Source organism: Pseudomonas sp. B611, assembly GCF_055407965.1.
In genome coordinates this window covers 44,376-57,126 of sequence record NZ_JBUZST010000026.1, presented here as the reverse complement: position 1 = coordinate 57,126, position 12,751 = coordinate 44,376, and the positions used below count along the sequence as shown (strand labels likewise).

Annotated in this window: 11 protein-coding genes and 1 pseudogene; 4 read left to right on the top strand and 8 right to left on the bottom strand. The window is 60.6% G+C overall.

Annotated features, from left to right (window positions below):
- Both ACZRMO_RS28630 and ACZRMO_RS28625 read left to right on the top strand, forming a co-directional pair.
- A partial coding sequence (locus ACZRMO_RS28630) for an RHS repeat domain-containing protein (RefSeq protein WP_463975066.1) occupies nt 1-1,338 on the top strand: 1,338 nt, incomplete at its 5' end.
- The gene (locus ACZRMO_RS28625; RefSeq protein ID WP_463975065.1) at nt 1,322-1,675 is read left to right on the top strand and encodes a hypothetical protein; all 354 of its coding nucleotides are present in this window, start codon (nt 1,322-1,324) and stop codon (nt 1,673-1,675) included. The genes ACZRMO_RS28630 and ACZRMO_RS28625, both read left to right, overlap by 17 nt.
- A gap of 106 nt (nt 1,676-1,781) precedes the next feature.
- Here ACZRMO_RS28625 and ACZRMO_RS28620 read toward each other — a convergent pair whose 3' ends face one another.
- Together ACZRMO_RS28620 and ACZRMO_RS28615 are read right to left on the bottom strand one after the other, a co-directional pair.
- The gene (locus ACZRMO_RS28620) at nt 1,782-2,369 is read right to left on the bottom strand and encodes an NUDIX domain-containing protein (protein ID WP_463975064.1); all 588 of its coding nucleotides are present in this window, start codon (nt 2,367-2,369) and stop codon (nt 1,782-1,784) included.
- An 11-nt stretch (nt 2,370-2,380) separates the two neighbouring features.
- The gene (locus tag ACZRMO_RS28615; protein ID WP_463975063.1) at nt 2,381-3,238 is read right to left on the bottom strand and encodes an SDR family NAD(P)-dependent oxidoreductase; all 858 of its coding nucleotides are present in this window, start codon (nt 3,236-3,238) and stop codon (nt 2,381-2,383) included.
- A gap of 162 nt (nt 3,239-3,400) precedes the next feature.
- Here ACZRMO_RS28615 and ACZRMO_RS28610 point away from each other — a divergent pair, with 162 nt between their 5' ends.
- Entirely contained in the window at nt 3,401-4,327 is a 927-nt protein-coding gene (locus ACZRMO_RS28610) for an alpha/beta hydrolase (protein WP_463975062.1), read from the top strand.
- Between the two features lie 192 nt (nt 4,328-4,519).
- Here ACZRMO_RS28610 and ACZRMO_RS28605 read toward each other — a convergent pair whose 3' ends face one another.
- On the bottom strand, nt 4,520-5,680 hold the full coding sequence (locus tag ACZRMO_RS28605) for an alpha-hydroxy acid oxidase (protein WP_463975061.1): 1,161 nt from the start codon (nt 5,678-5,680) through the stop codon (nt 4,520-4,522).
- Nucleotides 5,681-5,801: 121 nt separating this feature from the next.
- Between ACZRMO_RS28605 and ACZRMO_RS28600 the strand changes: the two genes are divergently transcribed.
- On the top strand, nt 5,802-6,587 hold the full coding sequence (locus ACZRMO_RS28600) for a DeoR/GlpR family DNA-binding transcription regulator (protein WP_463975060.1): 786 nt from the start codon (nt 5,802-5,804) through the stop codon (nt 6,585-6,587).
- A gap of 60 nt (nt 6,588-6,647) precedes the next feature.
- Here the strand turns inward: ACZRMO_RS28600 and ACZRMO_RS28595 are convergent, their stop codons facing one another.
- From ACZRMO_RS28595 to ACZRMO_RS28575, 5 genes and pseudogenes are all read right to left on the bottom strand, one after another.
- A complete protein-coding gene (locus ACZRMO_RS28595) occupies nt 6,648-6,854 on the bottom strand; it encodes a PLDc N-terminal domain-containing protein (protein WP_017737271.1) in 207 nt (68 codons plus the stop codon).
- A gap of 84 nt (nt 6,855-6,938) precedes the next feature.
- Nucleotides 6,939-7,148, bottom strand: coding sequence for a DUF3079 domain-containing protein (locus ACZRMO_RS28590; RefSeq protein ID WP_463975059.1), 210 nt, complete (start codon nt 7,146-7,148; stop codon nt 6,939-6,941).
- A gap of 229 nt (nt 7,149-7,377) precedes the next feature.
- Nucleotides 7,378-8,997, bottom strand: coding sequence for a methyl-accepting chemotaxis protein (locus ACZRMO_RS28585; RefSeq protein ID WP_463975058.1), 1,620 nt, complete (start codon nt 8,995-8,997; stop codon nt 7,378-7,380).
- Nucleotides 8,998-9,063: 66 nt separating this feature from the next.
- Nucleotides 9,064-9,759, bottom strand: a complete 696-nt coding sequence (locus ACZRMO_RS28580) for an anaerobic ribonucleoside-triphosphate reductase activating protein (protein WP_463975057.1) — start codon at nt 9,757-9,759, stop codon at nt 9,064-9,066.
- A pseudogene (locus ACZRMO_RS28575) lies at nt 9,759-11,933 on the bottom strand (ribonucleoside triphosphate reductase); the annotation flags it as partial. The gene ACZRMO_RS28580 and the pseudogene ACZRMO_RS28575, both read right to left, overlap by 1 nt.
- Between the last annotated feature and the right edge of the window lie 818 nt (nt 11,934-12,751).

Below are 12,751 nucleotides of genomic sequence, written 5' to 3'. Positions count from 1 at the left end.
TACCGCCGCCAATACGACTACGACAAAACCGGCACCCTGACCCGCATCCTCGACACGCGCAAAGGTGAACATCACTACAGCTACGACCCACTAAATCGCCTGATCCGCGCCGACCATTCCCAGGATCACCAGGAACGTTTCGCCCACGACCCTGCCGGCAATCTATTGATGCAAAACCGCCCCGGCCCGGACATCGTCGCGGGCAATCGGCTAATGATCCAGGGGGATCGGCACTACGACTATGACGCGTTCGGCAACCTGATCCGCGAGCGCCGCGGCAAAGGCCATCAACTCGTCACCGAATACCGCTACGACTGCCAGCACCGGTTGGTCGGCGTCACCACCCCCACCGGACAAACCGCCAGCTACCGCTACGACCCGTTTGGTCGGCGCATCAGCAAAAACATTGACGGCCTGACGACGGAGTTCTTCTGGCAAGGCGACAAGCTGATCGCCGAACACCATGCGGAGCGCCATCGAAGTTACCTCTACGAACCCAACAGTTTCCGCCCACTGGCCCTGCTGGAAGGCTTCGGCCCAAAAGCCACCCAGCCCTATCACTACCAACTGGACCACCTCGGCACACCCCAGGAACTGACAACCCCCGACGGCGAAATCGCCTGGTCCGCCCACTACCGCGCCTACGGCGAAATCACCCGCCTCGACGTCGGAACAATCGACAACCCACTGCGTTTCCAAGGCCAATACTTCGACACGGAAAGCGGTCTGCACTACAACCGGCATCGCTACTACAATCCGGATATTGGTCGCTACCTGACGCCGGACCCGGTGAAATTGGCGGGGGGGATCAATGGGTATCGGTATGTGCCCAATCCTACGGGGTGGGTGGATCCGTTAGGACTAACCAATTGTCCGGGAGGGAACGGATGTAGACCGGATGATGAAATTGGGGAGCCTACAGAAAAATCCAAGGTTGACCCAGACGAACCGCACACGCCAATAACCTCGCGGCGAGCAACTGAGTTTGCATCTGATGAAAAACTCATCGCTCATTACGAGAAGCACGGTGCAGAATTCAAGTCAGGGAGTAGCCACGAGTATCTACTCACCGCACGACACGTAGTGGATAACGGGATTCCAGTCCACTACGCTTACAAAGGCCGCCCCACAACAGGGTATGTTTTACTCTTAGGTTCAAATAGATCAGGCGAAGCGAAATTTGCTTTTGCCGGAACCAACCAGAACGGTCAAATTACGACCCTTCACACTAAAAGCGGAAGAGATTTCTGGAGAACAATAAATGGCGACTCCAATGATAAAACCATTAGACCCCATACTAAGCACAATCAAGAAAGCAACGGTGGTAGCAATCGATGAACTCGTAGACGAAGAGGTCACGCTGCTCATTGACGGAACGTTAGTCACGTGCTTCGCCAGCTACTTCCCGTACGAAATCAAAGTAGGGATGACTTATGCCGTTGAACTGACTTTATATTTATCTGAACATTACGAGACCCAAAAAATCAGTTCAACCAGCACTCTGATCGAACGAATAGATAATAGCTTTGCTTATGTTCTCTACGGAACATTAAACAACAACACCTTCAACACATTTACGTTATTGACGATTGACGGGATCCACCATGACCATCCAGATCTTAACGACTCACTTATAAAATTAACGGTAGAACGAATTGATGTGGCCTTTCTATAAAAGCTACAGCCGCCACCCACAACACCGCCCCACAGCTTGAGCTCACCACAAAGCGCAATCCGTGGGGCAAAAAATCACCGATTCAAAACCAGCAAAACCATCCGCCTCACCACCCCTCCTTCAACACCCTTAGCTCCAAACACTGCAACAACATAATCGTCTTCCCATCCACAATCTCCCCGCTCTGCACCATCCCCAGCGCCTGCTCAAACCCCAGCTCCAGCACCTCGATATCCTCACCCTCCTCTTCCAACCCTCCGCCCGACCCCACTCGATCCCCCGGCTGGTACTCGCCCAAAAAGAAGTGAATCCGCTCCGTCACCGACCCCGGGCTCATGAACGCGGCATACACCTTCTCCACATGCCCCACGCGATAGCCCGTCTCTTCTTCCGCTTCCAGGCGAATGCGTTCTTCGGGGCTGGCGTTGTCGAGCAATCCGGCGGCGGTTTCAATCAGGTAGCCGGGGTAGTCGTTGACGAAGGTGGGCATGCGGAACTGACGGATCAGCAACACGGTGCGCTGCTCGCGGTTGTACAGCAGGATCGTCGCACCATTGCCACGGTCGTACACCTCGCGGGTCTGGGCTTGCCAACTGCCGTCGCGGCGGCGCAGGTCGAAGCTGTATTTTTTCAGCAGGTACCAGTTGTCCGAGAGGGTTTCTTCGGCGGTGATGCGAACGGGGCTTTGGTTCATGGTTGGTTTTCTCACGTAAGGGGAAGCGCTTGTTTGATGCTATCCCAGGCGGCTGCGACTTCTTGCGCAGTGCCCGCTTTGATCCGAGCCAGGTTGCGCGGGTAGTCCACGCCGGGGTTTTCGGTGAAGCGCGTGGCGGTGAATTGGCCGTTGCTGGCGCGCAGGATATAACCCGTGTCCTCGCACTGCGCCGACGCCAGGAACACCACCCCCGGCGTCACCCACTCGGGTTTGAGTTCGTCCGGCGCCTCGGTCACGCCCCACATGCGTGTCTTGGCCACCGGTGAGATCGCGTTGACCCGAATCCCCGCTTGCGCGCCTTCATGGCCCAGCGCATTCATGATCCCCAGTTGCGCCATCTTGCCGGCGCTATAGGCCACCAGGCCGGTCTGCTCGTACTGCGCGTACATGGCGCGGTCGGAGGTGGTGAGGATGATGCGCGGCGCGCTGGATTGCAGCAGGTGTGGCCAGGCGTGCTTGCATAGCCACAGCGGGGCGTAGAGGTTGATGTCCATGGCGCGTTGCAGGAACGCGGCGTCGAGGTCTTCGATGCGTTGGTAACCCACCCAGCCCGCGTTGTGAATCAGGATGTCGAGTTGGCCGAACGCTTCGATCGTCGCGTGGATCAGTTGCCGGCAACCGTCATCCGTGGCCAGGTCGCCACTGTGGCCGATCACGTTCAGGCCTTCGGCCTGCAGTGCGGCGGCAGCGGCCTGGGCCACCGTCCCATCGTTGCCGGCCCCCACCGTGTCGGCGCCGATATCACTGATGACCACTCGCGCCCCGCCCTGGGCCAACGCCCGCGCATAGCTGAGCCCCAATCCGCGTGCCCCGCCGGTGACGATGGCTGTCTTGCCGGTGAAATCCATGTACTTGCCCTCCTGTTTGGCCGACCACCCTAACAATCCCTGCACGCATTGTTCAATGCTGTAACACTTTGCAAGCAATCCCCGTTTACGACTGTCGAATTAATTCCTGCCTGTACGGGCCATCTGTTAAAACCCCTGCTTCACCTTTGCCCTGGAACCTTCATGTCTTCACGTTTTCTGTCGCGCCTGCGCCTGCGCTGGTTGCCCTTGTTGTGCATGGCGCTGCTGATCGTCGGCCTGCCGGTGGGTTGCAGCGTGCTGCAACAAAAAGAACGCGAGCTAGTGTTTCGCATCGAGCCGGGCACCGCCGGCTGGTACACCGGCCTGCCCAAGGCCGTGCAGGAGTTCGAACTCAAGCCCGCCAGTTTCAAGTCAGGGCAGAACATCCATGCCTGGTGGTACCCGGCAGCCAAGAAGGACGCGCCCGCGATCCTCTACCTCCACGGCGTGCGCTGGAACCTCACCGGGCAGCTGTTTCGCATCGAGCAATTGCACGCCCTGGGCTACTCGGTGCTGGCCATCGACTATCGCGGTTTCGGCCAGAGCCACGGCGAGCTGCCGTCGGAAACCACGGTGTACGAAGATGCGCGCATCGCCTGGGAACGCTTCCAGATCCTGCAACCCGACCCAAGCAAACGCCTGATCTATGGGCATTCCCTCGGCGGTGCAGTGGCCATCGACCTTGCGGCCGAGCTGGGCAAGCAGGTGCCATTGCCGGTGCGCGGGTTGGTGATCGAGTCCACCTTTACCTCGTTGGCGGATGTGGCCACCGCCGTGGCGAATACCTCGCTGCCGGTGCGCTGGTTGCTGTCGCAGAAGTTCGATTCCATCGACAAGATCGCCGATATCCATATGCCGCTGCTGGTGGTGCATGGCCTCGATGATCGCTATGTGCCGCCACGTTTCAGCGAGCAGTTATTCAAAGCCGCCCAGGAACCCAAGCGTTTGTTGCTGGTGCCCGGCGCCAGCCATAACAACAGCATGAGCCTGGCCGGTCGCAGTTATGGCCAGGCGCTGGACAAACTGATGCAAGCGCAGATGCCGGCCCAGGTGGTGACGCACTCCACAGGCCGCAACGGCGACTCGTAAAAGCGCTTTTCGGCACTGGGTTCGCGCTTGCGTGTCAAGCGCAAACCCTGGCCATACTGGCCCGCGCGGAAAGTTGATCAAATATTGACCTTTGGTTAAATCGCCATACCTGCCGGGGTCTTGCAAAGTTATCCACAGAGATACCCACGGTTTTCGTGGACAACTCTTTTTACTTTTTTACGATTTTTTTGCTCAGTAAATGCTTTCGGGAAATGTACCCGGCAGCAAAATCTCGCGATTCACATCGCGTATATCGTTATAGCCACACAGGGCCATCGACACGTCCAGTTCGCGGGCGATGATGTCGAGGGCCTTGGTCACGCCCGCCTCGCCCATCGCGCCCAAACCATACAAGTGCGGGCGCCCGATCATGGTGCCTTTGGCCCCCAGTGCCATCGCCTTGAGCACGTCCTGGCCGGAACGGATACCACCGTCGAGCCACACTTCGATGCGCTCCCCCACCGCTTCGACAATCGCCGGCAATTGGCTGATGCTCGACGGCGCGCCGTCCAGTTGACGGCCACCGTGATTGCTCACCACCAGCGCGTCCGCACCGGCATTCGCCGCCAGCCGCGCGTCTTCCACATCGAGGATGCCCTTGATGATCAGCTTGCCGCCCCAGCACTTCTTGATCCACTCCACATCGTCCCAGCTCAGGCGCGGGTCGAATTGCTGGGCAGTCCACGACGACAGCGAACTCATGTCCGCCACGCCTTTGACATGCCCGACGATATTGCCGAAACCACGACGCTTTGTGCCGAGCATGCCCATCACCCAGCGCGGCTTGGTGGCCATGTTGAGGATATTCGGCAAGGTCAGCTTGGGCGGCGCCGACAGGCCGTTGATCAGGTCCTTGTGGCGTTGCCCGAGGATTTGCAGGTCGAGGGTCAACACCAATGCGTCCACGCCAGCGGCCTTGGCCCGCTCGATCAGTTGCTCGATAAAGCTGCGGTCGCGCATCACATACAACTGGAACCAGAACGGCTGGCCGACGTGTTCGGCGATGTCTTCCAGCGAACAGATGCTCATGGTCGACAAGGTATAACGCAGGCCAAACGCGGCGGCAGCGCGGGCGGTGAGAATCTCGCCATCGGCATGCTGCATGCCGGCCAGACCGGTGGGTGCGAGGGCCACGGGCATCGCCATGTCCTGGCCGATCATGGTGGCACGGATCGAACGTTCATCGATATTGCGCGCCACGCGCTGGCGGAATTTGATGCGGGCAAAATCGCTTTCATTTGCCCGGTACGTGCTTTCAGTCCAGGAGCCGGAATCGGCGTAGTCGTAGAACATCCTGGGCACACGTTTTTGCGCAAGCTTGCGTAAATCTTCGATGGTGGTGATCAACGACATCTGAGTGACCTCTCCCTAGGCTGAGCACAGAGAGTAACCGCCCATCGGCGGCGCAACCAGCCATTGCGTTTACATCGGCGGGCGACTAATCTCGCACAAAACCGCATAAAGGCGCACAAACATGCATGACACCCACGCCGCCATCGACCTGCCTTCGTTGCGCAAACAGAAGATTTTGTTACTGCTGGAGCGCGACGGCAAAGTCACCGCCGCCGACTTGGTGGAGCACTTTGCGGTGTCCGCGGACACCATCCGCCGCGACCTCGGCGAACTCGCCGCCGCAGGGCTGTTGCAACGGGTACATGGCGGCGCCCTGCCCCGGCCCAAGGACACCGGCAAGGACTTCTTCACCCGCATGGGCGAGACCAACGAAGCCAAGCGCCACCTCGCGCAACTGGCCGCCGACCGGGTCGAAGACGGCCAGATCGTGCTGTTCGATTCCGGCTCGACCACTTTGCAGATCGCCCAGTCACTGCCGCACTCGATTCGCCTGACCGTGGTCACGCCGTCGCCGATGATCGCCATCGCGCTGGCGGACCATCCCGAGGTGAAAGTGATCCTCGCGGGCGGCCAGCTCAACCCGGCGACCTTGTCCACCAGCGGCCACGAAGCCGTGCGCCTGATTCAAAGCGTGAAGGCCGACCTGCTGTTTACCGGCGTGTGCGCGCTGCACCCGCAGGTCGGCATCACCTCCCTGCATTTTGATGAAGTGGCGGTCAAGCAAGCCCTGCTCGACAGCGCCTCCCAGGTGATCGCGGTGACCATGGCGGACAAACTGGGCGCGGTGGAACCCTTTGTGGTGGCGCCATGCAGCCGCATTCACACACTGATTACCGAATGGCATGTGCCCAGTGTGGAGGCCTATGAGCAGTTGGGGTTGGAAGTGTTGCGGGTGGAAGTCGAGTAGGTCATCACTCCAGAATGAAAACCGGCGCCTCAGAGGCGCCGGTATTTTTTCATGCCTGTCTCAGCCCTTGCGATGCTCCGGCATCTGGCGCTTGGGTCCGAACATTGCCCAGGCTATCAAGCCCAGCAACGGCACGAAGATCAGGATCACCAGCCACAAGCCCTTGCTCTCCCAGCCCCCCGTGCTGCGCAATACGGTATTGATCGCCCACAATTCCAACACCAGCAGAATCACGGCCAAACCGATCCAGATATATTGAATTTCCATGCTTCACCTCCCAGGTCGTATGGGTTAGGTCAAGCATCGGCCGCGAGGGTTCATTAAAAGTTCTGCGACAAGGAAAAAACCCGCTCAGGGCACTGACGGTTCATCGGTCACTGGCGGCTCTGGGGCAAGTCCCCAATCTCCGTGCTCGTACCAGTCATCCCCGAGCATCTCCGCCGGGTGCATGGTGCGGTCGGCGCCATTGCCGCAGGCCAGGTCGGTCGCGGCACAGTAGCGATCACACCCCCAGCAGATGCGTTCGGGGTGCTTGGGGTGCAGTGGGAAAGGCTTGGCCATGGTGAGGTTTCCTGGCGGCGAGCAATCACTGCAACTTACCCTTATCACCAAGGCCGGACCTTGACCGACATCAAGCCGATCGGCCCCAAAGCACCTGATACATAAAAATCTAAATGTGGGAGCTGGCTTGCCTGCGATGGCGGTGTATCAGTCACCCATACAGTGACTGAACTACCGCTATCGCAGGCAAGCCAGCTCCCACACAAGCCTCCCAAATAAACCAGCGCTTCTAGACCTTGAACCGCGCCACCGTCTGGTGCAGCGCGCTCGCCATCCCCGCCAGGTCATGCCCCGCCGTTTCGGTATGCAACGCGCCCTGCAACACCTGCTGCGACAAGTTGCGAATCCCCACCAGGTTGCGATCCACCTCCCGCGCCACCAGCGCCTGCTCCTCGGTGGCGCTGGCAATCATCAGGTTGCGTTCGTTGATCTGCGAAATCGAGCGGGTGATTTCCTCCAGGGCCTCGCCCGAGCGTTGCGCCACGCCGAGGGTCGCCTGCACGCGCTCGCTGCTGCTGTGCATCGCCGACACCGCGTGTTCGGTGTCTTGGCGGATATTGCCGATCATCTGCTCGATTTCCTCGGTCGAGGCTTGGGTGCGATGGGCCAGCGCGCGCACCTCATCAGCCACCACCGCAAACCCGCGCCCGGCATCGCCCGCCCGGGCCGCCTCGATGGCGGCGTTGAGGGCCAGCAGGTTGGTCTGGTCGGCAATGCTGCGGATCACTTCGAGCACGCCGCTGATGTCTTGCACGCGCCCGGCCAGTTGCTGGATACGCTCCGAGGTTTCCACCACGCCGGTGGCCAGGGTGTTGATCGACGCCACGGTTTCCTGGACCTGGGCACGCCCGCGCTGGGCCGTCTGTTCCGACAGGCGCGAAGCCTCGCTGGTGCTCACCGCATTGCGCGCGACTTCGTCCACGGCGGCGGTCATTTCGTTGACCGCCGTAGCCGCCTGTTCGATCTCCTGGCCCTGGGACTGCAAGCTACCGCTGGTCTGGCTACTGACCGCGCTGAGTTCTTCGGAAGAGCTGGCCACGCCGTCCACCGAAGCCGCGATGTGGCGCACCATCTGATTAAGGTTCTGCTGCATATGGTGCAGGTTGCGCATCACGCTGCCGTCGGCACTGTTGCCCAGCGGCACGTCGATGGTCAGGTCGCCCTCGGCGATGTGGCTCAATACGCGCGCCACCTCATCCGGTTCGCCGCCCAACGGCCGGGTCACGCTGCGGGTAACGATCACCGCGGCCGTGACCACCAGGGCCAGGCACAGCAGGAACAGCCCGATCATATTGCGCCGCGCGTCGTCATACAGGCTCTGCGCCGCCTGTTCACGCTCGCTGAACAACCGCCCTTGCATCGCCATCAGCGCGTCCAGGCTCTTGAACACCTGCGCTTCGGCCGGCATCACCTGTTGCTTGAGCTGGGCCAGGCCCTGTTCACGGGCACCTTGCTTGATCAGTGCCTGCACCTGGGTAAACGCCGCCACGTAGGTTTCGCGATGGCTTTTCAACGTGGCGTAGGCGGCCTTGCCTTCGGCACTGTCGAGCAGCGGTTCAAGGGTGGCGAAGGCCTCGGTGATGTGCTGGCGCGTGGTGCCGATGGCTTCCTGGGCCTGCTGATTGTCCTGGTTGATCAGCAGGTCGCGGGTATTGCGCCCGTTATCACGCACGCCGGTGGCGATCACCATGATGGGGGCGATGCGCGGCCAATCCTGCTGCACGATCTGCTCGGATTGCTGCTTGAGGGTTGCCAGGTCGTGCAAGGCGTAAAACACCAAGCCCACCAGGGCCAGCGGCGCAATCGCGAAGCCGATGACAATGCGTTGTGCCGTGGTTAACTGCGTCATTCTTAACATTCCTTGATGAAAACCTGCCCACCATGGGCAGCATCTTAAAAACCAACAGAGGGCTCATCACCCTCGCAATACAAAAGCGGGAAACAACTCGTGCAGGCGGCCCCACAACTCCGGCAACCGGGCCTGCGCCGGTGAAGTCGCCAAGTGCGGATCGAGCATGCTCGCCGTGCGCACCATCTGTACGGCAAAGCGCTGCACACCCAAGGCCTGCAAACGCTGGGCCAGCAGCAACAAACGTGGTGGATCGATCAAGTGCCAATGCACGGTGGTGCGGCATTCGTAGTCCACGCCGCTGGCCAGCAGGGTGTCGAGGCTGCGCCAATTGGCGGTGCCGCTGCCCTTGACCTGAGTGACCGACGGGCAATCCTCGGCCAGCGCCTTGACGTCAAACCCGACCCAGTCGGCATGGCGCAAGGCATTGGCAAACCCTGCCGGCTTGATCCCGGCGCTGTGCAGGCCGATGCGAAAACCCATCGCACGTACTTCGTCCATGGCCGCCGGCAAGCCTTCCTGCAAGGTCGGCTCGCCGCCGCTGAACACCACCGCATCGAGCAAGTCCTGGCGGCGCTGCAGAAACAGCAATACCCGGCGCCAATCCATCTCCGTGCTTGCGCGCGGCGGGATCAGGTCCGGGTTATGGCAATACCGACACCGCCAGGCACAGCCCTGGCAGAACAGCACGCAGGCGAGCATGCCGGGGTAGTCGAGGGTGGTCAGGGGCACCAGGCCCCCGACCCGTAGCGCTCGACTCATTGGCGCACGGCCACGGCGGCGGTTTCGGTGAAGTGCACGCGCTCCTTGTGTTCGGACTGCTTGCCGGGGTTGAACGCCGACACCGGCCGGTGATAACCCATCACCCGGGTCCAGACTTCGCAGCGCTGACGTTGTGGCTGGGTTGCTTGCATGGTGAATCTCCTTGGGGTTGAAAAAACTTAGTGAGCCGCGGCCAAGACCTCATCGCACTTCGGACAAAACTCGTGTTCGCCCGCAAGATAGCCGTGCACCGGGCAGATCGAGAACGTCGGCGTGATCGTGAGGTACGGCAGGCGGAAACGTCCCAGCGCCTTGCGCACCAATTGCTTGCAGGCCTGGGTCGAAGAAATCTGTTCGGCCATATAAAGGTGCAGCACGGTGCCGCCGGTGTACTTGCATTGCAGTTCGTCTTGCAGCTCCAGGGCCTCGAACGGGTCCTGGGTAAAGCCCACCGGCAATTGCGAAGAATTGGTGTAGTACGGCGCGACGTCGCTGCCGGCTTGCAGGATGTGCGGGTAACGCTTGCGGTCTTCCTTGGCGAAACGGTAAGTGGTGCCTTCCGCCGGCGTCGCTTCGAGGTTGTAGAGGTGGCCGGTGTCTTCCTGGAAACGCAGCAAGGTGGCGCGCACATGGTCAAGCAGCTTGAGGGCGAACTCACGGCCCTGGGCAGTGTGCATCCCCTGCTCGTCACCGCTGAAATTGCGCAGCATCTCGTGCATGCCATTGAGGCCGATGGTGGAGAAGTGATTGCGCAGCGTGCCCAGGTAGCGCTTGGTATACGGGTAGAGGCCGGCATCCATATGGTGCTGGATCACCTTGCGCTTGACCTCCAGGCTTTCCATGGCCAGTTGCATCAACTGGTCGAGGCGTTGCAGCAGGCCCGAGGTATCGCCCTTGAACAGATAACCCAGGCGCGCGCAGTTGATCGTCACCACGCCCAGGCTGCCGGTCTGCTCCGCCGAACCAAACAAACCACCGCCGCGTTTGAGCAACTCGCGCACGTCCAGTTGCAGGCGACAGCACATCGAGCGCACCTGGTTGGGCTGCATATCGGAATTGAGGAAGTTCTGGAAATACGGCAAGCCATAACGCGCCGTCATCTCGAACAGGCGATCGGCGTTGGCGCTGTCCCAGGGGAAATCATGGGTGATGTTGTAGGTCGGGATCGGGAAGGTGAACACCCGGCCCTTGGCGTCCCCGGCCTGCATCACTTCGATGTAGGCGCGGTTGATCAGCTCCATTTCGTCTTGCAGCTCGCCATAGGCAAACGGCATTTCTTCACCGCCGATCACCGGGACTTGCTCACGCAGATCCTCGGGGCACACCCAGTCGAACGTCAGGTTGGTGAACGGCGTCTGGGTGCCCCAGCGCGACGGCACGTTGAGGTTGTAGATGAACTCCTGCACCGCCTGGCGCACTTCGGGGTAGCTCAGCTGATCCTTGCGCACATAGGGCGCCAGGTAGGTGTCGAACGAACTGAACGCCTGCGCCCCGGCCCATTCGTTTTGCAGGGTGCCGAGGAAGTTGACCATCTGCCCCAACGCGCTGCTCAAGTGCTTGGGCGGCCCCGCCTCGACCCGCCCTGGTACGCCGTTGAGGCCTTCGTGCAGCAACGAGCGCAGCGACCAACCGGCGCAGTAGCCGGCGAGCATGTCGAGGTCGTGGATATGCAGGTCGGCCTCACGGTGGGCGCGGCCGATCTGTTCGCTGTAGACCTCGTCGAGCCAGTAATTGGCGGTGACTTTGCCTGACACGTTGAGCACCAGGCCGCCGAGGGAGTAGCCCTGGTTGGCGTTGGCCTGGACGCGCCAGTCTTCGCGGTCGAGGTATTCGTTCATGGAGGTGGCGACTTCCACCAGGGTCTTGCGGTCGCGGCGCAGGCGGCCGTGTTGTTCGCGGTAGACGATGTAGGCGCGCATTGAGCGGAAGTGGCCAGCGTCCATCAATACGCGTTCGACGCTGTCCTGGATTTGTTCGACGTCCAGGTGTTCGATGCCTCTTAGGCGTGCCAGTACTGCGCCCAGTAAGAGGTCGGCTTCGGTGGGTTGGTATTCGGTGGTGGCGTTGCCGGCGGCGATCAGGGCTTGGCGGATTTTTTCGGCGTCGAAGGGGGCCAGGGTGCCGTCGCGCTTGTGGAGGTGGGTGCTGGCCAGCGGGGTGAAAGCGGTTTGCATTTGGGGCTCCTAGCACTACATATAGATGTTTTTTTCTGATTAGACACAAGATGCAGTGATGGTATGGAGGTTGGGTTGGGGGGGCATTGATCGGGGTCAAGTTTTTTTAGATCGTGTGAATATCCATTTCTTAGGTAACGGCCACCTATGGTTCCGCTCTTACAGCGGCTCACTTTTGGAAAGGCCCAAAAGTAAGCAAAAGGCCTTCGCCCCAACACTCGGTGCCTCGCCTAGGCTCGGCATGCCCGTAATCCGACATGTATTTGGGGGGCCGCCGCCACGCGCCATCCATGGCGCGGGGCGGCTAAACCGGCATCCCTGCCGGTTTACCCCCCAAATCCACGCCGAATTCCGGCCAGCGTGTTTAACGGGGCGCCTAAGATCAAAATCAAAAACAAAGCGAGGCGGCCTAGTAGCCGACCTGGTCGAGGAAGCGTTCGCGTTTCCCTGTGGGAGCTGGCTTGCCTGCGATGGCATCAACTGGGTGTGCCTGATGTACCGAGTTGTCTGCATCGCAGGCAAGCCAGCTCCCACAGTTGCCGGTTCCCACAGTTGAAGAGTGAACACCAAGAAAAATACCGGTCGGCTCTAAGGCCGCCGCGCTCTGGCTTTTGATCTGGGGTCGCCCCGTCAAACACGCTGGCCGAACGCAGGCTTGAATCCGTGGGTAACCCGGCAGGACGCCGGGTTAGCCGCCCCGCGCCATGGATGGCGCGTGGCGGCGGCCCACGGATTCAAGCCGGAGAGAGGGCACACCGAGCCTAGGCGAGGTGCCGAGTGTTGGGGCGAAGGCCTTTTGCTTACTTTTGGGCCTTTCC

Bases quoted from the DNA above. Each gene is read 5' to 3' on its own strand.
- ACZRMO_RS28620 (WP_463975064.1), bottom strand. From the start codon at position 2,369: ATGAACCAAAGCCCCGTTCGCATCACCGCCGAAGAAACCCTCTCGGAC.
- ACZRMO_RS28615 (WP_463975063.1), bottom strand. From the start codon at position 3,238: ATGGATTTCACCGGCAAGACAGCCATCGTCACCGGCGGGGCACGCGGA.
- ACZRMO_RS28610 (WP_463975062.1), top strand. From the start codon at position 3,401: ATGTCTTCACGTTTTCTGTCGCGCCTGCGCCTGCGCTGGTTGCCCTTG.
- ACZRMO_RS28605 (WP_463975061.1), bottom strand. From the start codon at position 5,680: ATGTCGTTGATCACCACCATCGAAGATTTACGCAAGCTTGCGCAAAAA.
- ACZRMO_RS28600 (WP_463975060.1), top strand. From the start codon at position 5,802: ATGCATGACACCCACGCCGCCATCGACCTGCCTTCGTTGCGCAAACAG.
- ACZRMO_RS28595 (WP_017737271.1), bottom strand. From the start codon at position 6,854: ATGGAAATTCAATATATCTGGATCGGTTTGGCCGTGATTCTGCTGGTG.
- ACZRMO_RS28590 (WP_463975059.1), bottom strand. From the start codon at position 7,148: ATGGCCAAGCCTTTCCCACTGCACCCCAAGCACCCCGAACGCATCTGC.
- ACZRMO_RS28585 (WP_463975058.1), bottom strand. From the start codon at position 8,997: ATGACGCAGTTAACCACGGCACAACGCATTGTCATCGGCTTCGCGATT.
- ACZRMO_RS28580 (WP_463975057.1), bottom strand. From the start codon at position 9,759: ATGAGTCGAGCGCTACGGGTCGGGGGCCTGGTGCCCCTGACCACCCTC.